19 protein-coding genes are annotated in these 21,600 nt (G+C 64.4%); 6 read left to right on the forward strand and 13 right to left on the reverse strand.

Translation table 11 applies throughout. The features are described 5' to 3' along the window. Window positions 1-33: 33 nt before the first annotated feature. From truB to rimP, 6 genes are all read right to left on the reverse strand, one after another. Window positions 34-1,059, reverse strand: a complete 1,026-nt coding sequence (truB, locus tag AC0IXR_RS04230; protein ID WP_419951844.1) for a tRNA pseudouridine(55) synthase TruB — start codon at window positions 1,057-1,059, stop codon at window positions 34-36. 141 nt (window positions 1,060-1,200) lie between these two features. Next, on the reverse strand, window positions 1,201-1,626 hold the full coding sequence (gene rbfA / locus AC0IXR_RS04235) for a 30S ribosome-binding factor RbfA (protein WP_419951985.1): 426 nt from the start codon (window positions 1,624-1,626) through the stop codon (window positions 1,201-1,203). A 142-nt stretch (window positions 1,627-1,768) separates the two neighbouring features. Continuing rightward, window positions 1,769-4,684 (reverse strand): translation initiation factor IF-2, encoded by a 2,916-nt coding sequence (infB, locus tag AC0IXR_RS04240; protein ID WP_471759832.1) that lies wholly within the window; start codon window positions 4,682-4,684, stop codon window positions 1,769-1,771. Then, the gene (locus AC0IXR_RS04245; RefSeq protein ID WP_471759833.1) at window positions 4,685-5,503 is read right to left on the reverse strand and encodes an RNA-binding protein; all 819 of its coding nucleotides are present in this window, start codon (window positions 5,501-5,503) and stop codon (window positions 4,685-4,687) included. 191 nt (window positions 5,504-5,694) lie between these two features. Continuing rightward, window positions 5,695-7,296, reverse strand: a complete 1,602-nt coding sequence (nusA, locus tag AC0IXR_RS04250; protein WP_056431281.1) for a transcription termination factor NusA — start codon at window positions 7,294-7,296, stop codon at window positions 5,695-5,697. 86 nt (window positions 7,297-7,382) lie between these two features. Beyond that, the gene (rimP, locus tag AC0IXR_RS04255) at window positions 7,383-8,156 is read right to left on the reverse strand and encodes a ribosome maturation factor RimP (RefSeq protein ID WP_311275050.1); all 774 of its coding nucleotides are present in this window, start codon (window positions 8,154-8,156) and stop codon (window positions 7,383-7,385) included. Window positions 8,157-8,393: 237 nt separating this feature from the next. Between rimP and AC0IXR_RS04260 the strand changes: the two genes are divergently transcribed. Further along, on the forward strand, window positions 8,394-9,041 hold the full coding sequence (locus AC0IXR_RS04260; protein ID WP_471759834.1) for a CatB-related O-acetyltransferase: 648 nt from the start codon (window positions 8,394-8,396) through the stop codon (window positions 9,039-9,041). A gap of 36 nt (window positions 9,042-9,077) precedes the next feature. On the opposite strand, the gene AC0IXR_RS04265 is transcribed toward AC0IXR_RS04260, so the two are convergent. From AC0IXR_RS04265 to AC0IXR_RS04275, 3 genes are all read right to left on the reverse strand, one after another. Further along, window positions 9,078-9,785: a hypothetical protein gene (locus AC0IXR_RS04265; protein WP_471759835.1), complete on the reverse strand. Its 708-nt coding sequence runs from the start codon at window positions 9,783-9,785 to the stop codon at window positions 9,078-9,080. After that, complete coding sequence (locus tag AC0IXR_RS04270; protein WP_471759836.1) at window positions 9,782-10,882, reverse strand: PD-(D/E)XK nuclease family protein; 1,101 nt, start codon at window positions 10,880-10,882, stop codon at window positions 9,782-9,784. Before AC0IXR_RS04270 ends, AC0IXR_RS04265 begins: the two co-directional genes overlap by 4 nt. Window positions 10,883-11,063: 181 nt before the next feature. Beyond that, window positions 11,064-12,095 carry an aspartate-semialdehyde dehydrogenase gene (locus AC0IXR_RS04275; RefSeq protein ID WP_018044930.1) on the reverse strand — a complete coding sequence of 344 codons (1,032 nt, stop codon included), beginning with the start codon at window positions 12,093-12,095 and terminating at the stop codon, window positions 11,064-11,066. Window positions 12,096-12,567: 472 nt separating this feature from the next. Between AC0IXR_RS04275 and AC0IXR_RS04280 the strand changes: the two genes are divergently transcribed. Beyond that, window positions 12,568-13,461, forward strand: a complete 894-nt coding sequence (locus AC0IXR_RS04280) for a hypothetical protein (protein ID WP_056431266.1) — start codon at window positions 12,568-12,570, stop codon at window positions 13,459-13,461. 101 nt (window positions 13,462-13,562) lie between these two features. Next, entirely contained in the window at window positions 13,563-13,967 is a 405-nt protein-coding gene (locus AC0IXR_RS04285; RefSeq protein WP_056431263.1) for a hypothetical protein, read from the forward strand. Window positions 13,968-14,056: 89 nt separating this feature from the next. Here AC0IXR_RS04285 and leuB read toward each other — a convergent pair whose 3' ends face one another. The 3 genes from leuB to AC0IXR_RS04300 form a co-directional block, all read right to left on the reverse strand. Then, window positions 14,057-15,166 (reverse strand): 3-isopropylmalate dehydrogenase, encoded by a 1,110-nt coding sequence (gene leuB / locus AC0IXR_RS04290; protein WP_471759837.1) that lies wholly within the window; start codon window positions 15,164-15,166, stop codon window positions 14,057-14,059. 97 nt (window positions 15,167-15,263) lie between these two features. Next, the gene (locus tag AC0IXR_RS04295) at window positions 15,264-16,748 is read right to left on the reverse strand and encodes a SulP family inorganic anion transporter (protein ID WP_471759838.1); all 1,485 of its coding nucleotides are present in this window, start codon (window positions 16,746-16,748) and stop codon (window positions 15,264-15,266) included. A 229-nt stretch (window positions 16,749-16,977) separates the two neighbouring features. Continuing rightward, the gene (locus tag AC0IXR_RS04300; protein WP_419951835.1) at window positions 16,978-17,937 is read right to left on the reverse strand and encodes a polyprenyl synthetase family protein; all 960 of its coding nucleotides are present in this window, start codon (window positions 17,935-17,937) and stop codon (window positions 16,978-16,980) included. 13 nt (window positions 17,938-17,950) lie between these two features. Here AC0IXR_RS04300 and mtgA point away from each other — a divergent pair, with 13 nt between their 5' ends. Continuing rightward, window positions 17,951-18,748, forward strand: coding sequence for a monofunctional biosynthetic peptidoglycan transglycosylase (gene mtgA / locus AC0IXR_RS04305; RefSeq protein ID WP_419951834.1), 798 nt, complete (start codon window positions 17,951-17,953; stop codon window positions 18,746-18,748). A 129-nt stretch (window positions 18,749-18,877) separates the two neighbouring features. After that, window positions 18,878-19,447: a hypothetical protein gene (locus tag AC0IXR_RS04310; protein ID WP_056431255.1), complete on the forward strand. Its 570-nt coding sequence runs from the start codon at window positions 18,878-18,880 to the stop codon at window positions 19,445-19,447. Window positions 19,448-19,496: 49 nt separating this feature from the next. Here the strand turns inward: AC0IXR_RS04310 and AC0IXR_RS04315 are convergent, their stop codons facing one another. Further along, window positions 19,497-20,738, reverse strand: coding sequence for an argininosuccinate synthase (locus tag AC0IXR_RS04315; protein ID WP_207411586.1), 1,242 nt, complete (start codon window positions 20,736-20,738; stop codon window positions 19,497-19,499). 205 nt (window positions 20,739-20,943) lie between these two features. Here AC0IXR_RS04315 and AC0IXR_RS04320 point away from each other — a divergent pair, with 205 nt between their 5' ends. Next, entirely contained in the window at window positions 20,944-21,570 is a 627-nt protein-coding gene (locus AC0IXR_RS04320; protein ID WP_056431249.1) for a 2-hydroxychromene-2-carboxylate isomerase, read from the forward strand. The last annotated feature ends 30 nt before the right edge of the window (window positions 21,571-21,600 follow it).

Genomic DNA, 21,600 nt, shown 5'->3' on the forward strand with positions numbered 1-21,600 from the left:
ATGCTACTATCAGTAGCAGTGCTTCTGCCTATTTCACGACTGACGCGCGGTACCACCAAGATGGAAAACGCGGTGCGGGACGAGTTCACCGCGCTCGACATCGCCTACGGCCACGAGGATGCCGCCGCAGGTCGCAAAGGCCTTGCCTTCCGTGGGGGCATCTTGTCCCCGCAGCAGGACGGGTTGGCCCCGCATGAGCCGTAACGCCATGTCCCGTGAGACGGCCACCGAAACGACCGCATCAAGCGCAGTCTCCACCGGACGGAGATGTGCGGCGTTTCCATCCGGTCCACCCTCTTCGAGGGTGGCGACGAGGCAGGACTCAGCCTCCGCGAAGGGCCCGACGCGCGTGCGGCGCAAGGCGGAGACATGCCCGTAGCAGCCGAGCACCCGGCCGAGATCGCGGGCGATGGCGCGCACATAGGTGCCCTTGCCGCACTCTGCCGCGATGACCGTGCGATCGGGCGTATGTTCCACCACGGAGAGATGGTCGATCTGGACCGGACGCGCCACGAGCTCCACCACTTCGCCGTCGCGCGCGAGATCGTAGGCACGTTCACCGGCGATCTTGATCGCCGAGTAGCGCGGTGGGACCTGCTCGATGGCTCCGACGAAGGCGGGCAGCGCGGCCTCTACGAGCGCGCGGTCAGGCCGTGTGTCGCTCGTCGCAACCGGACGGCCTTCCGCATCGTCGGTATCCGTCTCGATGCCCCAGGTCACGGTGAAGATGTAGGCCTTGCGGCCATCCATGACGAAGGGAACGGTCTTAGTCGCCTCGCCGAGGGCGATAGGCAGGATGCCGGAGGCCAATGGATCGAGCGTGCCGGCATGGCCCGCCTTCTTCGCATTGAAGGCACGCTTCACCACTGCGACCGCATGGGTCGAGGTCATTCCGACGCCTTTGTCCAGGATGACCCAACCGTTCACATCGCGACGCTTGGGCCTGTCGGAGGCTTGGCCGCGCTGCTGGCGGCGACCCTGTGAGGGTCTTTCCTCGCCGGAACGGTGGGGCGACGGAGTGGCGACGTCGGGATTCTCGATCGTTGGATCGTTGATCATGATGTCCTCGTCGGCGGCGCGATGGAAGCGGCAGCTTTGGCAGCTCCGTAATACCTATCGACGCCAGGGTCAGTTCTTGATGGGGTGTAACGCGAGGCGTCCGCTTTCCGGGTCCAATGAACCTCGTCGAGATGGCCGAACCTACACGCCTGCGTCTGGCTCGTCCGCATCGCGCGGCTGCGATTCGAGATCGCGCCGCACCTTCTCGGACCTGAGAAGGGCGTCGATCCGATCCGCTTCGTCGAAGGTCTCGTCTCGCAGGAAGCGTAGATCGGGCGCAAATTTCAAATTCACCCGGCGGGCAACTTCCTGACGCAGTGCTTTCTTGTTGCGTTCAAGAGCCGCGATGACCGGTTTCTCGTCGAGGCCGCCGAGCGGCATGATGTAGGCCGTGGCGATCTTGAGATCGGGCGACATACGCACTTCCGGCACGGTGATGACATGCGAGCCCAGGACAGGATCCTGGATGTCGCCGCGCTGAAGCACTTCTGCGATGGCGTGGCGGATAAGTTCGGCCACGCGCTGCTGGCGCTGCGAAGGACCACTAGGATTGGGTTTCTGAGCCATTGTCGCTTGGGTCTCGGATCCGGGATCGCCTGGACTGGGCGCCCCGTTTTGCGGGGGCGCTCAGACGTACCGGCCGTCTGCAAAACAAAACGGCGGCTGCAGCGCGCGCTGCAGCCGCCGGGTTCGTCAAGCCGCGTCGCTTTTAGAGCGTGCGGCGGATCTCCTCGACCCGGTAGCACTCGATCGTGTCACCAGCACGCATGTCCTGGAAGTTCTCGAAGGACATACCGCACTCGTAACCTGAACCGACTTCCTTCGCGTCGTCCTTGAGGCGCTTCAGCTGAGACAGCTTGCCCTCGTGGATCACGACGCTGTCGCGGATCAGGCGGACATGGGCGCCACGCTGCACGACACCGTCGGTGACGCGACAACCGGCAATCTTACCGACCTTCGACACGTCGAAGATCTGCAGGATCTGCGCCTCACCGAGGCGCTCTTCGCGCAAGGTCGGCGGCAGCATGCCCGAGAGGGTCGCTTTGATGTCATCCACGAGGTCGTAGATGATGTTGTAGTAGCGGATCTCGACGCCCTTGTTCTCGGCTGACTCGCGCGCTTCCTTATGGGCACGCACGTTGAAGCCGATGACGACGGCCTTCGAAGCCTCCGCCAAGGTCACGTCCGACTCGGTGATGCCGCCGACGCCCGCGAGCAGAATGCGCGCTGACACCTCGTCGTTGCCGAGCTTCTCCAACGCGCCGATGATGGCTTCCACTGAACCCTGCACGTCGCCCTTGATGACGAGAGCCAGTTCCTTGCGGCCGAGGCCTTCCTTCAGGTCGCGCATCATGTCCACGAGCGAGCGGTTCGCACCGCCAGTTCGTGCAGCAATCCGCTCACGCTTCTGACGGGCGCGATACTCGGTGACTTCGCGGGCACGGGCTTCGTTCGGTACCACCGCCACGCGGTCGCCCGCATCCGGAGTTCCGTTGAAGCCGAGTACCTCCACCGGCACCGACGGGCCGGCATAAGGGATGCTCTCGCCCTTGTCGTCGATGAGGGCGCGGACACGCCCCCACTCGGCACCAGCAACGACGATGTCGCCGGTGAAGAGGGTGCCGCGCTGCACGAGCACCGTGGCGACGGGACCGCGACCGCGATCGAGCTTGGCCTCGATGACCGTACCCTCGCCGTCGCGTGCCTCGTTGGCACGCAGGTTCAAGATTTCGGCCTGCAGCTGCAGACCTTCGAGGAGATCCGGCAGACCGTCGCCGGTCTTGGCGGAGACTTCGAATTCCAGGGTCTCGCCGCCCATGGACTCGACCTGGATGTCATGCTGCAGAAGCTCGGTACGCACCCGCTGCGGGTTCGCATCGGGCTTGTCGATCTTGTTGATCGCCACGATGAGCGGCACGCCGGCCGCCTTCGCGTGGCTGATCGCCTCCACCGTCTGGGGCATGACACCGTCATCGGCCGCCACCACGAGCACGACGATATCCGTCACCTTGGCGCCACGGGCGCGCATGGAGGTGAACGCCGCGTGGCCGGGGGTGTCGATGAAGGTGACCATGTCACCGGATGGCGATGCGACCTGATAGGCACCGATATGCTGCGTGATGCCACCGGCTTCGCCGGAGACGACGGCCGTCTTGCGGATGGCGTCGAGCAGCGAGGTCTTGCCGTGATCGACATGGCCCATGATGGTCACGACGGGCGGACGCGGATCGAGATCCTCTTCGAGATCCGGCTCGTCGTTGAACAAGCCCTCTTCGACGTCGGACTCGGCGACGCGGCGTACGGTGTGGCCGAGTTCCTCGGCGATGAGCTGGGCAGAATCCGAATCGATCACGTCGGTGATCTTGTGGATCTCACCCTGCTTCATGAGCAAGCGAATCACGTCCACGGCCCGCTCCGACATGCGGTTGGCGAGTTCCTGGATGGTGATCGTCTCGGGGATCGTCACCTCGCGGGAGAGCTTCTCTTTCTGCTCCACCTGCCGGTTGCCGCTCATGCGCTGCTGGCGGCGACGGAACGAAGCAACGGAGCGTGTACGCTCGTCCTCGCCTGACGTGGCGGTGGCGATGGTCAGGCGCCCACGATTACGGTCGCCGCCCGGCTGCTTGGGTGTCTTGGGCGGCGTGATGATCTTAAGCGGCATGCCAGGGCGGCGGATGACGCGCTTCTGCTCGCTCTCCTCCTCGGCAGCCTGAGGCCGACCCGGCGCGCGGGCGGCAGGCGTCGCACCGGCCGGACGTGCGGCCGTGGCAGCGGTGGGAGCCGCCTCAGGCTCGGGTGCGGGAGCCGGGCGGGCCATGAAGTTCAAATCGCGCGGCTTGCGCACGTCGGCCGTGATGGTCTTGCGCGGCTCTGCAGGCGTCGGGCGAGCCGTCAGAGGGGGACGGGCAGCGGGAGCTGCCGGACGCGCGGGCGCCGCAGCCTGCGGTGCGGGAGCGGGTGCTGCCGGAGCGGGCTTCGGGGCCGGCGAGATCGGAGCCGAGACAGGAGCCATCGGCACGGTCTTGGAAACGGGCCGTGCGGGCGCAGACGGAGCAGCTGCGGCAGGAGCCGCCGCGGCGGCTTCCTTGGCTGCGGCTTCGGCAGCGCGAGCCGCCTCGCGAGCAGCCTCTTCCTCGGCACGCAGGCGAGCCTGCTCCTCGGCGCGCTGACGCTCCTCTTCCTGGCGGCGACGCTCCTCGGCCTCGCGCTGGCGGGCTACCTCAGCCTCGCGAGCACGCTGCACTGCAGCCTCTTCCTCGACCTTGCGGCGGGCTTCCTGCTCACGTCGCTGGGCATCGGCGAGGGCAGCGGCGCGTGCATCGCGCTCCTGCTCGCTCAATGTCCGAAGCACGACGCCGGACGCCGCCCGCTGGGCGGGACGCGGGACCGCGGGAGCGGGCGGCGCCACACGGGACGCCGGAGCGACCGGTTGCGTTTCGCGAACAGGAGCGGCCGGTGCCGCCCCGATGACACGGCGCTTCACAGTCTCGACCACGACCTGCTTGGAGCGGCCATGGGAGAAGCTCTGACGCACCGTTCCCTGCTCGATCGGGCGCTTCAAGGACAGCGGCTTCGAGGGGGGTCGTGCCTGCGTCTTGTCGCCCGGATTATTCGTATCGCTCATTCAGTCCAAACCCTGAGGGTTTCCATCGTCCCGTGAACCGGCAAACTGCTGTGCGCCGGGTAAATCCGTCTCGTCGTCGTCCTGCAGAGTCGAAGCGGTTTGCCCTGCTCGGGCGTAACCGGCCTCCTCGGCTGTCGTAGGCCTGCCCTCGAAAGAGCGTAGCCGACGCCAACGCGCAAGGCAGCCGGTGCTCCCGACTCCTGCGACAAGCGCCGCATGTATCACATGATCCCGACCCAAGGCCATGTCCAATTCTGCATTGGACAAATCATCGATGACCGGGACACGGGATATGGCATCGCCATGCCTCCGGTGCAATGCCGCGGCGATCTTCCTTCTACCGTCCGCGCTACCGTCGGAGGCTTGAATCACTGCTGCGACACCTGCCTTGTCCGCAATGGCGGACTCGACCTTGGCGAAACCGGCGACCAGGCAGCCTGCCTTGTTGGCGAGCGACAAGGATTGGCGCAGGTCTTCCCGCAGGATCGCTGCGATCCTGTCACCGAGGTCCGCCGGTGCGGCCGCATCCTTGGTCTTGAAGGCGCGTTGGAACAGCCGCTTCTTCAGCGCGGCCTCGACCGTGACGCGACTGGCAGTGAGCCATGCGCCGCGTCCTGGCAGTTTCGCCTTCAGATCCGTCACCACTTCCCCGTCGGGAGACAGAACGAAGCGGATCATGCCTTCCAGATTCTGCGACATTCGGGTGACAAGGCATGTGCGCATTGCATTGCGCCGACCGCGCCCGAAGCCGGAATCGAGCAAAGTGCTCGGCTCCGGCTCAGCGGCATCTTGCGCTGCATCTGCGTATTCGCCCGTCATATGGCGGTTGGACCCTTCTACGTCTTGGGCTGTTCGGCCGTGCCGGACCTGCCAAGTCACGTTATGGCAGGGTAGCGATTCGAGGCCCGAGCATTGACCCGGTCGTTCTGCGCTTGGACGTTGTCGTCACCTTCTCCCTCGATTTCGTCTCCGACGATCGTTGAGGGAGAAGGCGGTGAAGTCGCCTGGGATCAGACTGCCTCGGGTTCCCCGTCGGTCTGTTCGCCCTCGTCAGCCTCAACGGGTGCTTCGATCCAACCAGCCTTGACGCGAGCCGCCATGATCATGGCCTCAGCCTCGGCACGGGAGATTTCGAACCCGTCGAGATAGCCCGCATGTTTGGTGGCCTCGGGGCCGCGACCTTCGGTGTAGCCGACAAGGTCATCCGTGGCGCAGCCGGCGAGATCCTCTATCGACTTCACGTCGTTCTCGCCGAAGGCCACGAGCATGGGCGTGGTCACGCCATCGATCTCGCGTAAGTCGTCAGCGACGCCGAGTTCCTGGCGCTTGGCATCGAATTCGGATTCGACGCGGGCGAGGTGATCCTGGGCGCGAGCCTGGATCTCCGTGCCGCTTTCCTCGTCGAGGCCCTGAATGTTGGCGAGCTCGCCCGGCTCGACATAGGCGATTTCCTCGACGTTCCGGAAACCCTCCGCCGCGAGGAGCTGACCTACCGTCTCGTCGACGTCGAGGGCCGCCATGAAGACCGCGGTACGCTCGGCGAATTCCTTCTGGCGCCGCTCGGATTCCTCGGCCTCGGTGAGGATGTCGATGTCCCACCCGGTGAGCTGTGAGGCGAGGCGCACATTCTGGCCGCGACGGCCGATCGCCAGCGAGAGCTGGTCGTCGGGCACCACCACCTCGATGCGGTCGGCCTCCTCGTCGAGGACCACCTTGACCACTTCAGCGGGCTGGAGCGCATTGACGATGAAGGTCGCCTGGTCTTCCGACCACGGGATGATGTCGACCTTCTCGCCCTGCAATTCGCCCACAACCGCCTGGACGCGGGAGCCGCGCATGCCGACACAGGCACCGACGGGGTCGATGGAGCCGTCCCGCGAGATGACGGCGATCTTGGCGCGCGAGCCCGGATCGCGGGCGACCGCCTTCACTTCGACGATGCCGTCATAGATTTCGGGCACTTCCTGGCCGAACAGCTTGGCCATGAATTGCGGGTGGGAGCGCGACAGAAAGATCTGCGGTCCACGCACTTCGCGGCGCACGTCGAACAGGTAGGAGCGGATACGGTCGCCGGGGCGGAAGGTCTCGCGCGGGATCATCTCGTCACGGCGCACGATGCCCTCGCCGCGTCCCAGATCGACGATGACGTTGCCGTACTCGACCCGCTTGACCAGGCCGTTGACGATCTCGCCGATGCGGTCCTTGTACTCGTCGAACTGACGGTCGCGCTCGGCGTCACGCACCTTCTGAACGATGACCTGCTTGGCTGATTGAGCGGCGACGCGGCCGAAATCGAAGGGCGGCAGCGTGTCGGAGATCACGTCCCCCACGAGCGCGCCCGGATTGTAGCGCCGAGCCTGATCCAGTGTGACCTCGCGGGCGTCGTTCTCGACCTCGTCCACCACCACGAGATGGCGGGACAGGCGGAGCGCGCCGGTCTTGGGGTCGATCTCTGCATGGACATCCGTCTCCGCGCCGTAACGGGAGCGAGCGGCCTTGGCGATGGCCTCCTCCATGGCGTCGATGACGATGGAGCGGTCGATCACCTTCTCGCGGGCGACCGCTTCGGCAATCTGCAGGAGTTCGAGTCTGTTGGCGCTGACGACAGCCATCGGATTTCGTCCTTCTTTTCGTCGTATGTTCTTCTCGGAACCCTCAGCGCACCATTGGGCGCCCGCCGGAGTTCCGAACGAATGCTCTAATGAAGCTTGCCGTCGTCCTTGACCCGTACCGCCTTGGTGCGGACTGGCTTGGCCTTGTTGGCCCGACTTGCCTCGGTCTCGATCTTTTCCGGCTTGGGCTTGGCCGACGCCTTGGGCTTCAGCGGCCGCTCGACCTTTTTCTTGAGAGGGACGGGAGGCGCGACTTCAGCCTCGTCACCCTCCTCGCTCTCGTCTTCGTCCTCATCGTCCAGCATCGGCGGTGGCCCGCCGCCACGTCGGAGCGATTCACGCACGAGATCGTCGGTGAGGACGAGGTAGGCGTCGCCGAGATCGCGGAGGGGAAGGTCGATGCGGCTCGGCAGGCCCTCCTTCACGTCGGGCAGATCGATCGGCACCGTGAGGCCATCCGGGTTGGGGGCTCGGATGATCCCGCGAAACCGCTTCCGGCCGTCGAGGGGTATCGCCAGCTCGATCTTGGCTTCGTAGCCGGCCCAACGCTCGAAATCGACGGCCCGTACCAGCGGCCGGTCGATGCCGGGGGAGGAGATCTCCAGATAATAGGCCTTGCCCACCGGGTCATCGAGATCGAGGAGGGGAGAGATCGCCCGGCTCACGGTCTCGCAATCGTCCACCGTCATGGTGCCGTCGGGCCGCTCGGCCATGATCTGCACGGTGCAGCCATTGGCGCTCGACACCCGCACCCGGACCACGCGATAGCCGAGGCCCTCGATCGATGCCTCGATGACCTGCACGACCCGTGCGGCGACGCCGGTCTCAGTGATCAGACGTTTTTCGGAAGTGTCCGCCATGCTGCGCTGTATGTCCGGCCTTGCGTGAAGCGATCCGGTGCGAGAGGCGTTGCGGCAATAAAAAAGAGCGGACCCGGTGGGGCCCACTCCCGAACCGCAGCCTCAAGACTGCAACCAGAACTGATGCTCTATAGCTAATCCGATCGTCGCCTCGTTTCAAGCTATTTCACGTGGCGTTCCTCGGTAGAGCGCGCCCATCCCGCTTCTTCCCCAAACCCTTTTCAGGAAGCTCCGACTATGACTGCCGATTCGTCATTCGGACCCGATCCAGACTGCCTCCACCCCGTCCCGGGACACAGCCGCATCACCTTCATTCGCAATCTTGAACTGCCGCCGAATGTCGAGGTCGGCGCCTACACCTATTACGACGACCCTGCCGGCCCGGAGGCCTTCCTCGACAACATCCTTTACCACTTCGCCTTCCTGGGCGACCGCTTGCGAATCGGTCGCTTCTGCGCGTTTGCGGCGGGCACGCGCTTCCTCATGAACGGGGGCAACCACCGCCTCGACGCGCCCTCCACCTACCCGTTCGTTATCTTCGGCAGCGCCTGGGCCGGACGCTTCCCCGAAGAGATGGCCTTTCCCAACCGGGGCGACACGGTGATCGGCAGCGATGTCTGGCTCGGTTACGACAGCACGATCCTACCGGGAATCCGCATCGGCGACGGAGCCGTGGTCGCCGCCAAATCCGTGGTCACCCGCGACGTACCTCCCTACGCCATCGTCGCCGGCAACCCGGCCACGCTCGTGCGGATGCGCGTACCGCCCGATATCGCCGCGCGGCTCCAGGCCGTGGCGTGGTGGGACTGGGATGCCGAGCGGATCACCCGGTGCCTGCCGGCGATCAGTGGTGGGGATGTGGCGGCGTTGGAGGCATCGGTCTAATGCCGGCTTGCCTGTCGCCCTAGTCTTCTCGCCCACTTACGGGGCGGCCGATGCATCCTCCTCCAGGGGAAACAGGCTCGGTCTCCAAAATGGTTCGAGGGGACTTCCGACGATGGTCTCGGCTTCCCAGCGATGCAACAAGGTGGCGAGAGCGTCCCGATCGTCGGCCATGAGCGGCTCGCCGATGAGGCAGGTCCGGTCGTTGATCAACTGCCAGTGCACATCCTCCATCACGGCCCCGTTGCGGTAATGCTTACCTATCTTGGACCAGATCGTCCGAGCCTCATCGAGTTCGCCGAGCGCAATGCAGGCGACGAGATGCCAGTCCAGACCGAGACGTCCGACCGTGGCGGGACGGGTGCGGGCGAAGTCGAGACACTTTCGCGTCGTGTCCAGGGGGCGAAGGATCGCCAGGGCATCCGCTTCGACGCGGGTGAGGAAATCGTCGTAGATCGTCGGGTCGGACCAGAACCAGCCCTGGCCACCCTCGAAGCCTTCAGAACGGGCAATCCTTTCGCTGCATCGCCCGAGTGAGGACGATGAACGAACTCCGGGCATGAAGAACTCGACGAGGTACCAGCTTGCAACGCAATAGGCCGGATTGCTCGTCCGATCGAGGTGGATCAATCGTCCTATAGATTCGATGGGGAGAAGCCAGAAGGAGTTTCTACCAGCAGCGACAAGATCAATATTTTTGTCAAGCAAATTATTGGCAAGGCCTTTAATTTGTTTAATGGTCGTCATTTTATCGGCCTCACTTGAATGATAATTATACCATTTGATTGCGGCCAAAATTTCTTGGCGGATCTGCCTAGAAACAACGCTCTTTTTGAGCTTAGCCCCGCCGATCCAGTTTTATAATCATAGACGCAGACTGTTTGATTTGGTGAGAGTTCGAAAAGATCGAGGCGTGCTGAACCCTTTTCTCCATAATCTGCTTCATCGCCGGTACTGCTTATCGAAAATTCGACGCGCACATCGGGATAAGCCCTGGCAATGAATGTGTGTGCGATATCGACATGGATCATGGTGCCGAGTTGCTGTCTCGTCAGAAGGGGATTCAAGGCTGTCAGCCGTTTCGTCGCCTCGTCCGTTACGGCTTGCACTTCGGCGTTGCGTGGACAAGCTTGGTCGAGTGTCGTCTGATCGACCGGACCAACCCAAATGAGGGGAAGTTTTTTGTCCGGATCTGGGTCGAAGTCGTAGCGCAGTGCCGTTCTGCCCGGTGCCTTGCCGAATCCCGGCCTCCGAGCTTCCAGATAGGTGAAGAGAAGCGCCGCCGCTTGAAGAGTGACCTTGACGGCCGGAGCGACGACGAAAGCCGGCAGAAAGACCTGTTGTATTGTGGGCTGGGATTGCGATTCGGATAACGCGAACGCGCCACGCGAGAGAACCTCTCCCGATGCCCCGTCGCGGATGGTCTGAACGTCGCCCGAATTCTCGAAAATCCTGCTTTCGCCATCCGGTGTGACGACGGCGTGCTGGTCGTCCCACTCTCCGCGTCCCGAGCGAATACGCAGCGATAGAATCCGAGCCCCGTTATTGGTGACGGTTTCCTCTCGCGTGGACCTGCCTGACGTGCTTCCGTTATCGATGGAGGATCGGAGTGTCTGACCGGTTGATGGACGATCGGTCAGGCGACTGCCTCCGACGCCTCCGTCGGAGACCCACCGCCCACCATCGCTTTGGCCGGCGGGCGCACGGGGCTGGGCTGGATCGTACTTCCGGTCCAGGCTCTGCTGGAGTCGGATCAGTTTTGTCTCCGTCGCCAGTATGGCGAGTTGGCGACGGAGGGTTTCGGCTTCATGCCCGCGTTTGGAAGTGCCCCACATCGCGATCACCAATGTTCGTGTTTTGTTCTAATCCTGGCTATCCTAAAATAGGAACATTTTCAATTGAAATGCATTTCCTCCTGCTTCGTTAGGGGGATTGGCCATAAAAAAACGCCGCCCCGTGAACGGGACGGCGTCAATGACAATGGCCGGTCGATGGGTTTCGGCCCGAGGACTGGAAGTGGAGTGATCAGGCCGCTGCCCGCTCCTTCAGGAGCTTCCGGTTGATCAGCATCTCGGCGATCTGCACCGTGTTCAGGGCCGCGCCCTTGCGCAGGTTATCGGCGACGCACCAGAACGAGAGGCCGTTATCGACCGTCGAATCCGCGCGGATGCGCGAGACATAGGTTGCGTCCTCGCCGGCCGCCTCGTGCGGGGTCATGTAGCCGCCGGGCTCACGCTTATCGACGACCAGGATGCCTGGTGCCGAACGGAGGAGGGCGGTGGCCTCTTCGGGAGAGATCGGGTGCTCGAATTCGACGTTCACCGCCTCGGCATGGCCGATGAACACCGGCACGCGCACGCAGGTCGCCGTCAGCTTGATCTTAGGATCGAGCATCTTCTTGGTCTCGGCCACCATCTTCCACTCTTCCTTGGTGGAGCCGTCGTCGAGGAACACGTCGATCTGCGGGATGACGTTGAAGGCGATGCGCTTGGGGAACTTCTCCATGGTCATCTGACCGGCGGTGAAGACCGAACGGGTCTGCTGGAACAGCTCGTCCATGGCTTCCTTGCCGGCGCCGGAGACCGACTGATAGGTCGCCACCACCACGCGGGTGATCTTGGCCACGTCGTGCAGGGGCTTCAAGGCGACGACGAGCTGCGCCGTGGAGCAGTTCGGGTTGGCGATGATGTTCATCTTCGAGAAGCCGGTGATGGCTTCCGGATTCACTTCCGGAACGATCAGCGGCACGTCGGGATGGTAGCGAAAGGCCGACGAATTATCGATGACGACGCAGCCGGTCTGGCCGATGCGCGGCGACCATTCCTTCGACGTCTCGCCGCCAGCGGACATCAGGCAAATATCGGTGTCGGAGAAATCGTAGGTGTCGAGCGCCTTCACCTTCAGGATCTTGTCACCGAAAGAGACTTCCTGCCCGGCGCTGCGGCGCGAGGCGATAGCCACGACCTCATCGGCGGGGAACGCCCGCTCCGACAGGATGTCGAGCATCTCACGGCCAACATTGCCCGTGGCACCGACGACGGCGACCTTGTAACCCATCTCTCCAACTCCGCTTCGTGATGCCCTGGTTCCCCGCCAGGGCCGGGCTCATCGCCTCGGCACCGCTGGCAGGGTCGTTGGCAAGTCTCCGTGTACCGGTCCCATGAGAATCCGCAGGGTTTCCCGATCACGACCTGATTAACCGGCCGGCTGCGAAAACGCGTCGTCCCGCGGACTTGCCGGCACGCCCCGTCCCGTTCGACCCTTCGATAGGACCACTTTGACTTCAAGCGGCGGAGCAAGACGCCTCGTCTCCGCGACTGTCAAGAGTTGCGCTGCACGCGAGACTTTCGTCGCGGCACAAACAGGACCTGCCGATAGACGCAAGGTGTATCGGGCAACGATTGATTCACCGCAAAATCGAAAACCCTCGTCCGGTCACCCGGTGTGAAACCCGGCCTACGGAGCCTCGAGAGCATGGTCGCTCGCACGCGGCGAAAGCCTCCAGAAGAGTCACCGGTTTCAGGGTTTCATGCATCGCATCGCCGTACAGGACGAAACCAGCCATCGGCTCCCCAAGCGCAAGGCTCGCTCGTCATTGCGGCTTGCCGTGCCTTGTGTCGCGGCACTCGCTTGTGTCGGCGCAGCCGGGCAGTTCGTCGGTGGTGAGCCGAAACACGATGAGACGAAGTCGGGGGCGATTGTCTCGACCGACACGAATGCCCAGCCGTTCGTCCCCACCGCCGCCGTGAATGTTCGCCAGGCTCTGCCCATTGCCGAAACGGCCCCGCGTTATCGGCTCGACGATCCTGACGCCCTCGATCAGGCGAAGATCGAGCCAGCACGGATCAACCCGGCCACGGGCCAGCGGGAGGACCGTCTCTCACAGGGTAAATTCGACGCGGCGGATGCACCCTATCTCAGCCTCACCGTCACAGAGGGCTCCACACCTCCCGTGAGCCTGTTCGTCACCATCGCTCGACGGGCCGCGGACGGGCAGGGACTCGCCGTCGTACGATCCGGCGAACGAGGGTTGATCGCTACCAAGTTCGGTCCGCTCGAGACCTTGGAAGCCACGTTGAGCGGTCCGGTGACGCGGATCTGTACCGGTTTCTCCAATGCGGGGCAGAGCGGGCTGATTCCACTGACCCCGCGCATCGATGGCTGGCTCTGCGCTCCGTTGAGCCAGCCGCCGGAGCCGCGGGCCATCGTCTGCGCCCTGGACAAGCTCGTTCTGAATGGCCAAGCTTCCGCAGGCCTCGAAGCGGCGTATCGCGTGTTCGAGGAACGGCGGGTAGAGGGCTGCGCGCCGCGTGTCGCGGCCGTCCCCAACCGAGAGGCCGCCGGAGAAACCGGATCGATCTCGAAACGCCGAATCCGACATAATGAGGCGAAACTGCGGCGAAGCGACCAAGCGCGGCCTTAGGCCGGGAACAACAGCGCCGCTGGCACGTCTACTCACCAAGAATGGCCGAGTTTCTTAAGGAAATCGGGCCTAATCTCACACAGGTTCAACGAAGGTCCGTCATGCGCACTGCCACGATTGCCCTGATGGGCGCACTCACCCTTACCGCTGTCGGCGCGAGCACCGCTGTCGAGGCGCAGGGTCGTTACGCCCCCGGTATCCGCGTCAGCCAGCCGCTGCCGATCCGCATCCGTCCGCGCAGCTGGCTCGATGCCGGCAATGTCGTCGAGGCGAATAACGGTTCGATCAGCAACCCGGCGACCAACCCGCACTTCATCACGGCCAGCTACCTGAATTCGCCGCCCTACGGCCGCAACGATCGTTTCGGCGGCGCGATCTTGCCCGATCCGATCACCAACGGCCCGTTCGTGGGCGCCCGTTCCAGCGCGATCCACAACATCGACTTCTCCGGTGTCGATGCAATCGACCCCACCTCATACGTCTCTCGCAACGGCAACCCCTACTAAGAGCAGTCTTCGGACGATGGACCGAAAAAGGCGCCGACCCGGTTGGGTCGGCCCCTTTTTCATGTCCGGACGAGACCGCGGTTCTCGCTTCAGCGCACCCGCGACTTGAGAGCCGCCACGACGGCCTCGCCCATCCCGGCGGTCCCCAGCGGCGTCACGCCCTCTCCGGCGATATCCTTCGTTCGGGCACCCGCCGCGAGCGCATCGGTGATCGCGCCGTCGAGTAGGTCGGCCGCCTCGCCGAGGCCGAACGAGTAGCGCAACGCCATGGCGAGCGAGCCGATCATGGCGATGGGGTTGGCGAGATCCTGGCCCGCAATATCGGGCGCCGAGCCATGGACCGGCTCGTACAGTGCCTTGCGGCTTCCCTTCGAATCCACTGCTCCGAGCGAAGCGGAGGGCAGCATGCCGAGGGAGCCGGTGAGCATCGCCGCTACATCCGAGAGCACGTCGCCGAAGAGGTTGTCGGTCACGAGGACGTCGAACTGCTTCGGGCGGCGCACCAGCTGCATGGCGCAATTGTCGGCGAGCACATGCTCGAGCTCGACATCGCTGTAATGCTCGGAATGGACCTTGGTGACGACCTCCTTCCACAGGACGCCGGATTTCATCACGTTGTGCTTCTCGGCCGAGGCCACGCGGCCCGAGCGCTTGCGCGCCAGATCGAAGGCCACATGGGCGATCCGCTCGATCTCGCCCGTGGTGTAGACCTGGGTATCCACGGCGCGCTTGGTGCCGTCGGGGAGGGTGGTGATTTCCTTCGGCTCACCGAAATAGACGCCGCCGGTGAGTTCGCGCACGATCATGATGTCGAGACCCTCGACGAGCTCGCGTTTCAGCGCGGACGCATCCGCCAGCGCCGGGTAGCAGATCGCCGGCCGCAGATTCGCGAACAGGCCGAGATCCTTGCGGAGCCGCAGAAGCCCGGCCTCGGGGCGGATGTCGTAGGCGACGCCGGACCATTTTGGGCCGCCCACCGCGCCGAGCAGGATCGCATCCGCCGCGTCCGCCCGCGCGAGGGCCTCGTTGGTGAGGGGCACGCCGTGAGCGTCGATGGACGAGCCGCCGACGAGGTCGGTCTCGGTCTCGAACGTGGCGAGACCGGTCTCGGCGAGTGCACCGATCACGGTCTTCACCTGGGCCATCACCTCCGGGCCGATGCCGTCACCGGGGAGGAGGAGGAGCTTGTAGGCGGTCATGGGAGCACTCGCGGGCAAGGGGTGATGCGTCGCGCGGCTGTAGCGACGGGCTCGGGCGCTTGGCAAGTCTCCCGCTCGATCCCGCTCGTCCCGTCGATCAGTGACCCGGCCCCGCGAGGGCCGCACCGGGCTTCTGATGGGTGCCGACCCGATCGACGAGGGTGGTCGTCGCCGTGTTCATTCCGACGATCTCGACAGGTATGCCGTGGTTCCGGAATTTCAGCACCACCCTATCGAGAGCACTGATGCTGGTGATGTCCCAGAAATGCGAGGCGGAGAGATCGATCACGACCCCGTTCAGGTCGTCCTCGCGGAAATCGAAGGCGGAATGGAACGCCTCCGCGGTGGCGAAGAAGATCTGGCCCGTCACCCGGTAGGTGCGGATGCGGCTGGCCTCGTCGCGTACCGACGACATACCGAAGAACCGCGTCACCTTGTGGGCGAAGAACAACCCCGAGAGAACGACCCCGAACAGCACGCCCTTGGCGAGGTCATGCGTCGTCACGACGACGGCCACCGTTCCGAGCATCACTGCGCTCGAACTCTTCGGGTGGGTCAGCAGGGTCCGCACGGAGTTCCACTGGAAGGTGTTGATCGAGACCATGATCATTACCGCGACGAGGGCCGCCATCGGGATTCGCGCCACAGAGGGGCCGAGAACCACGATGAGGAACAGCAGGAACGCGCCCGCCCACAGCGTCGAGAGACGGCCCCGCCCGCCGGACGAGACGTTGATGACCGATTGCCCGATCATGGCGCAGCCGGCCATGCCGCCGAAGAGGCCGGAGGTGACGTTGGCGAGGCCCTGGCCGGCGCATTCGCGGTTCTTGTTGGAGGTCGTGTCGGTCATCTCATCGAGGATGGCCGCCGTCATCATGCTCTCGAGCAGGCCGACCATCGCCAGGGTGAGGGCATAGGGCAGGATGATCTGCAGCGTCTCCAGAGTGAACGGCACCTGGGGGAGGGCGAAGACCGGTAATTCGCTCGGCAGGGCACCCATGTCCCCCACGGTCCTGATGTCGAACCCGAACCAGACCGAGATTCCGGTGAGAACGAGGATCGTGATCAACGGTGAGGGGACGGCCTTCGTCAGGTAGGGGAGGCCGTAGATCATCGCGAGGCCGATGGCGGTCATGGCGTAGACGACCGGCCCGCGGCCGATCAACTCCGGCATCTGCGCGAGGAAGATGAGGATCGCCAGGGCGTTGACGAAGCCTGTGACCACCGAGCGCGAGACGAAGCGCATGAGGTTGCCGAGGCGTACGGCACTGGCGACGATCTGGAGCAACCCGGTGAGAATGGTGGCCGCGAACAGGTAGCCGAGCCCATGCTCCTTCACGAGCGTGACCATGACGAGGGACATGGCGCCGGTGGCAGCCGAAATCATGGCAGGACGGCCACCGGCGAAAGCGGAAATGACGGCGATACAGAACGAAGCGTAGAGCCCGACTTTCGGGTCGACGCCCGCGATGATCGAGAAGGCGATGGCCTCCGGGATCAGCGCCAGGGCGACCACCGTGCCGGCCAGGATTTCACGCGTGACGTCGGGAGCCCACTCGCTCCGGAAGGACTGACGGTTCATGGGGAATGGCTTTCATCGTCCCCGCGCGCGAAGCGTCAGCAGGGACAGGCATCTTGATGACCGGGCGCTCAAGCGCTCTCCGGTCACGGACGGAACACGATTCGGTAGGCTTAAGCCTACGGCGGCGTCAGGCCGAGAAAATCGATGAACCGCTTGAGATGCATGAAGGCCTGATATCACGGACCTGCCGCAATGCAACATCGCGGCAGAGTTCAGTGGGGCGATCGCATCACACTTTGCGGGCGACCGTGAAGCGTGCCGCTTCGCGCAGTGTCTGGGCTTTGTCGCCCCAGGAAGAAACGGCCTCTTCGCACATGCCGACGAGGCGGTCGCATTCCGCCCGGGCGCCGTCGATGCCGAGACGATCGACGAGTGTCGCTTTTCCGGCATCCTTATCCTTGCCGGTGGCTTTGCCCATCGCTTCGGGAGAGGCTTCGCGGTCGAGGATATCGTCGGCGATCTGGAAAGCTTGGCCCAAGGCGAGGCCGTAGCGCCATAGGGAGGCACGCTGATCCGGCGTCGCACCGCCCACAAGGGCACCCGCATCCACCGAGAAGGCCAGGATGGCGCCGGTCTTCATCGCCTGAAGCTGCAGCGTGTCCTCGACATCGAGGGATACGGCGCCGAAGCGACCTTCCGCCCCGAGATCGAGGATCTGGCCGCCGACCATGCCGCCGAGGCCGGACGCCTTTGCAAGGCCGAGAACGAGGTCGGCACGGATCGACGGATCCGGCTGCCAGGTCGCATCTGCCAGAATCTCGAAGGCCAGCGTCTGCAGCGCGTCGCCGACGAGGATGGCGGTCGCCTCGTCATAGGCCTTGTGGACCGTAGGCTTGCCCCGGCGCATGTCGTCGTCGTCCATGGCCGGCATGTCGTCGTGGACGAGGGAGTAGCAATGGACGAGCTCAATGGCCGAACCGGCGGCCAGCGCCCCGGCCTCGGAGCCGCCCAGCATCCGCGCCGTCTCCACCGCCAGGAACGGGCGCAGACGCTTGCCGCCGCCGAGCACGGCATGGCGCATGGCCTCCATCAGCCGCGTGGGACGCGTGATCTCGCCCGTCTGCGTCTCGGGACCGAGGCGTTCGGCCAGAAACGCCTCGACGGCGTCGGCCACGCTCGAAAGCTTGTGGGAAAACGCTTGAGATGCGTCCGCCTTGACCGAAGCGTGGGATGCTTTTGGTGAGGTCATCGTAAGAAGGGCCTTGGTCAAGAATGGGCGCGTCGTTGTGCGGGAGGTACGGATTCAGGAACGGCGCGACGGTGCGGCAGATGACAGCGATTCGCGATCACGCCATGCGCGCGATCTCGGCTCCATCCGCCAAGGACGAAGGAAGCATTGGGTGAGGCGGCTGGTCGGCCTCTTCATGCTGCTCCCCGTCATGTTGCTGGCCCTGATTCTTGTTCTGGGGCTCGTCTATAGTGCGCTGACGCCGCCCTCAACCCTGATGCTGGCGCGATGGTTGACCGGCAAACCCGTCAGCCGCGAAGCGGTCACCCTGGACGCGATCTCCCCGCTCCTGGTCCAGGCCGTCATCGCTTCGGAGGATCAGCGCTTCTGCCTGCATAACGGCGTCGATTGGGGCGCCCTGCGCGACGTGGTGGATGACGACGAGGGGCCGAGCCGCGGCGCCTCGACGATCTCCATGCAGACGGTGAAGAACGTGTTCCTCTGGCCCGGGCGTTCGGTCATCCGTAAAGGAATGGAGATTCCTCTAGCCGTTATCGCCGATACCCTATGGGGCAAGCGGCGCATGATGGAGATCTATCTGAATATCGCCGAATGGGGGGACGGTGTGTACGGCGCCGAGGCGGCGGCGCAGCGCTGGTTCGGAAAGAGCGCGCGGAACCTCAACCGCAGCGAGGCGAGCCTGCTCGCCGCCGTTCTGCCGAACCCGATCCAACGCAATGCGGCCCTGCCGTCTCGCGGCGTGCGTGCGGTCGCCACACGCATCCAGGGGCGGATGAATGGGGTCGGTGGATTGATGGGCTGCCTTCGCTGAATCCAGACACGTGGAGGCTTGCCGCAACACGTGTCATAGAGCCGTCCATTCTCCGGCAGGCGGCCGGGGCCGGCCCGTGATGGGGCGGATGCGAGACACGACGCACACAACACCGATAGCGGACGCGACATGGCCGACAGCACAACCTTCGACCTCACCCTCGAGCGGATCGCCCTGATCCGCCGGATGGTGGTGGCCTGGAACCCGGCTGGGCAAGGCGCGCCCATCGTGCATCCCGACGCACCCTATGGCAGCACCGACCGTGACGGCGACATCTTCAACGTCACCGGCGACGATGATGGGGCGGACGAGGAACACCGGGCGCTCGGCGACGCGCTCGCGGTCTTCATCCACAATGCCGTGTTGAAGCCGGGCCGCTACGCGTATCACAACACCCTGGCCAAGCTTTCGTCGGAGGATGTCGGCGACGTGTTTCGTGACGAAGGGACGGGAGAGACGCCCGAGCACGTCACCTTCGATGTGACGGACGAGCATCTGGCGCTGGTGAGGAAGCTGAACATCGTCTGGGACGACGGCCGCGACGTGCCTGCCTTCGACACGGCCGAGCCTTATGGAGCGGGGACCGAAATACCGGCGGTGCATCACGAGATGCAGCCGGCCCTGCAGATCTTCCTGCGCTACGGCGATCTCGGCCCCGGCCCCTTCGGTAAGGCGGGCAACCGCTGGTCCGCCGTCTAAGCGCTGCGTAAACCCCTCCCCGCGACGGGGGAGGGGTGGATCCCAAGGCCTATGCCCCGAGCTTCTTCTTGCGCTGAGCCAAGGTGCGCAGGCGCAGGGCGTTGAGCTTGATGAAGCCCGCCGCGTCGCGGTGGTCGTAGGCCACGGCGCCCTCCTCGAAGGTGACGAGGTCCTGGTCGTAGAGCGAGTTCGGGCTGGTGCGGCCGATGACGTGGATGCCGCCCTTGTAGAGCTTCAGCCGAACCTCGCCGGTGACCATCTCCTGGCTCTTGTCGATGAGGGCCTGGAGCATCTCGCGCTCCGGCGAGAACCAGAAGCCATTATAGATCAGCTCCGAATATTGCGGCATGATCTGGTCCTTGAGGTGCGCCGCGCCGCGATCCAGCGTGATCGACTCGATGGCCCTGTGGGCCGGCAGCAGGATCGTGCCGCCCGGCGTCTCGTACATGCCCCGGCTCTTCATGCCGACGAAGCGGTTCTCCACGAGATCGAGGCGGCCGATGCCGTTGTCATGGCCGAGCTGATTGAGCTTGGCCAGGAGAGTGGCAGGGGTGAGGCGCTCGCCGTCGATGGAGACCGCGTCGCCCTTCTCGAAGCCGATCGTGACGATGGTCGGAGTGTCGGGGGCCTCTTCCGGCGAAAGCGTACGGGAATAGACGTAATCCGGCACCTCATCGGCCGGGTCCTCCAGAACCTTACCCTCGGAGGAGGCGTGAAGAAGGTTCGCGTCCACGGAGAACGGGCTCTCGCCGCGCTTGTCCTTGGAGATCGGAATCTGGTGCTGCTCGGCGAAAGCGATCAGCTGTTCGCGGCTCTTGAGATCCCATTCGCGCCAGGGGGCGATGACGGTCACATCGGGCTTCAAGGCATAATACCCGAGCTCGAACCGGACCTGATCGTTGCCCTTGCCGGTGGCGCCGTGACAGACCGCATCGGCGCCGAGACGTTCGGCGATCTCGATCTGCTTCTTGGCGATGAGCGGGCGGGCGATGGAGGTGCCGAGGAGATAGACGCCCTCGTAGACCGCGTTGGCGCGGAACATCGGGAAGACGTAGTCGCGCACGAATTCCTCGCGCAGATCCTCAATGAAGATGTTTTCCGGCTTGATGCCGAGCAGCTCAGCCTTCTTGCGCGCCGGCTCAAGCTCCTCGCCCTGTCCCAGATCGGCCGTGAAGGTGATGACCTCACAGCCATAGGTGGTCTGCAGCCATTTCAGGATGATCGAGGTGTCGAGGCCACCGGAATAGGCGAGCACGACCTTGTTGACGGGCTTCGGATTCACGTCTGACATCGGGCTCGCTTCGGTTCTCGTGGAGTCGGGGCGACTTATCAGCCGACAGCCGCGTCGTGCAACCGGCATGCCGCAGGAGACGTTGCAGAGGTGTTCGCTCCCGCTTTCCACCACCGCGTCAGCGGAGCCCGTTGCTGCCCTGGCCCCGACGGCCGAAACTGCGTAATTCAACCCCGCTTGTCACCCCACGCCGGAGATTCGACGAATGCCGCGACGGCCGACCCTCGAATTCTGGTACGAGTTCTCTTCCACGTATTCCTACCTGGCGGCCATGCGGATCGACGAGATGGCGGAAGCCGCCGGCGTCGAAGTGCGCTGGCGGCCCTTCCTCCTTGGCCCGATTTTCGCCAGCCAGGGCTGGAATTCCTCGCCCTTCAATCTCTTTCCGGCCAAGGGACGGCATATGTGGCGGGATGTGGAGCGCGAGGCGGCGAGGCAAGGCCTGCCTCCGTTGAAGCGGCCCGACCCGTTCCCGCAGAACAGCTTGAGCGCGACCCGTGCAGCCACCTACGGCATGGATCACGACTGGCTCGTTCCGTTCTCGAAAGCCGTCTACGAGACCCAGTTCTCTCTGGGGCGCTCCATCGCCGAACCGCCGGCCATCGTGGGGGTCCTCAACGGGCTCGGTCTCGATGGCACCGTGATCCTCAAGGCTGCGGCCCTAGAGGGCAACAAGGGGCGTCTGCGCGTCAACGGCGAAGAGGCACGCTCGCGCGGTATCTTCGGCGCCCCGACCTTCCTGACCGGCGATGGCGAGCTGTTCTGGGGTAACGATCGGCTGGAACAGGCGCTTGCCTGGGCGATAGGCGACCGGCCGGGAGCGATGCGTTAGGCGCTTCGCCCCCGGCCAAAGGAGGGCGCG

It is taken from the genome of Methylobacterium sp. AC832 (genome assembly GCF_979256025.1).

Coding starts and splice junctions, on each gene's coding strand:
- truB (WP_419951844.1), bottom strand. CDS start 1,059: ATGATCAACGATCCAACGATCGAGAATCCCGACGTCGCCACTCCGTCG.
- rbfA (WP_419951985.1), bottom strand. CDS start 1,626: ATGGCTCAGAAACCCAATCCTAGTGGTCCTTCGCAGCGCCAGCAGCGC.
- infB (WP_471759832.1), bottom strand. CDS start 4,684: ATGAGCGATACGAATAATCCGGGCGACAAGACGCAGGCACGACCCCCC.
- AC0IXR_RS04245 (WP_471759833.1), bottom strand. CDS start 5,503: ATGACGGGCGAATACGCAGATGCAGCGCAAGATGCCGCTGAGCCGGAG.
- nusA (WP_056431281.1), bottom strand. CDS start 7,296: ATGGCTGTCGTCAGCGCCAACAGACTCGAACTCCTGCAGATTGCCGAA.
- rimP (WP_311275050.1), bottom strand. CDS start 8,156: ATGGCGGACACTTCCGAAAAACGTCTGATCACTGAGACCGGCGTCGCC.
- AC0IXR_RS04260 (WP_471759834.1), top strand. CDS start 8,394: ATGACTGCCGATTCGTCATTCGGACCCGATCCAGACTGCCTCCACCCC.
- AC0IXR_RS04265 (WP_471759835.1), bottom strand. CDS start 9,785: ATGACGACCATTAAACAAATTAAAGGCCTTGCCAATAATTTGCTTGAC.
- AC0IXR_RS04275 (WP_018044930.1), bottom strand. CDS start 12,095: ATGGGTTACAAGGTCGCCGTCGTCGGTGCCACGGGCAATGTTGGCCGT.
- AC0IXR_RS04280 (WP_056431266.1), top strand. CDS start 12,568: ATGCATCGCATCGCCGTACAGGACGAAACCAGCCATCGGCTCCCCAAG.
- AC0IXR_RS04285 (WP_056431263.1), top strand. CDS start 13,563: ATGCGCACTGCCACGATTGCCCTGATGGGCGCACTCACCCTTACCGCT.
- leuB (WP_471759837.1), bottom strand. CDS start 15,166: ATGACCGCCTACAAGCTCCTCCTCCTCCCCGGTGACGGCATCGGCCCG.
- AC0IXR_RS04295 (WP_471759838.1), bottom strand. CDS start 16,748: ATGAACCGTCAGTCCTTCCGGAGCGAGTGGGCTCCCGACGTCACGCGT.
- AC0IXR_RS04300 (WP_419951835.1), bottom strand. CDS start 17,937: ATGACCTCACCAAAAGCATCCCACGCTTCGGTCAAGGCGGACGCATCT.
- AC0IXR_RS04310 (WP_056431255.1), top strand. CDS start 18,878: ATGGCCGACAGCACAACCTTCGACCTCACCCTCGAGCGGATCGCCCTG.
- AC0IXR_RS04315 (WP_207411586.1), bottom strand. CDS start 20,738: ATGTCAGACGTGAATCCGAAGCCCGTCAACAAGGTCGTGCTCGCCTAT.
- AC0IXR_RS04320 (WP_056431249.1), top strand. CDS start 20,944: ATGCCGCGACGGCCGACCCTCGAATTCTGGTACGAGTTCTCTTCCACG.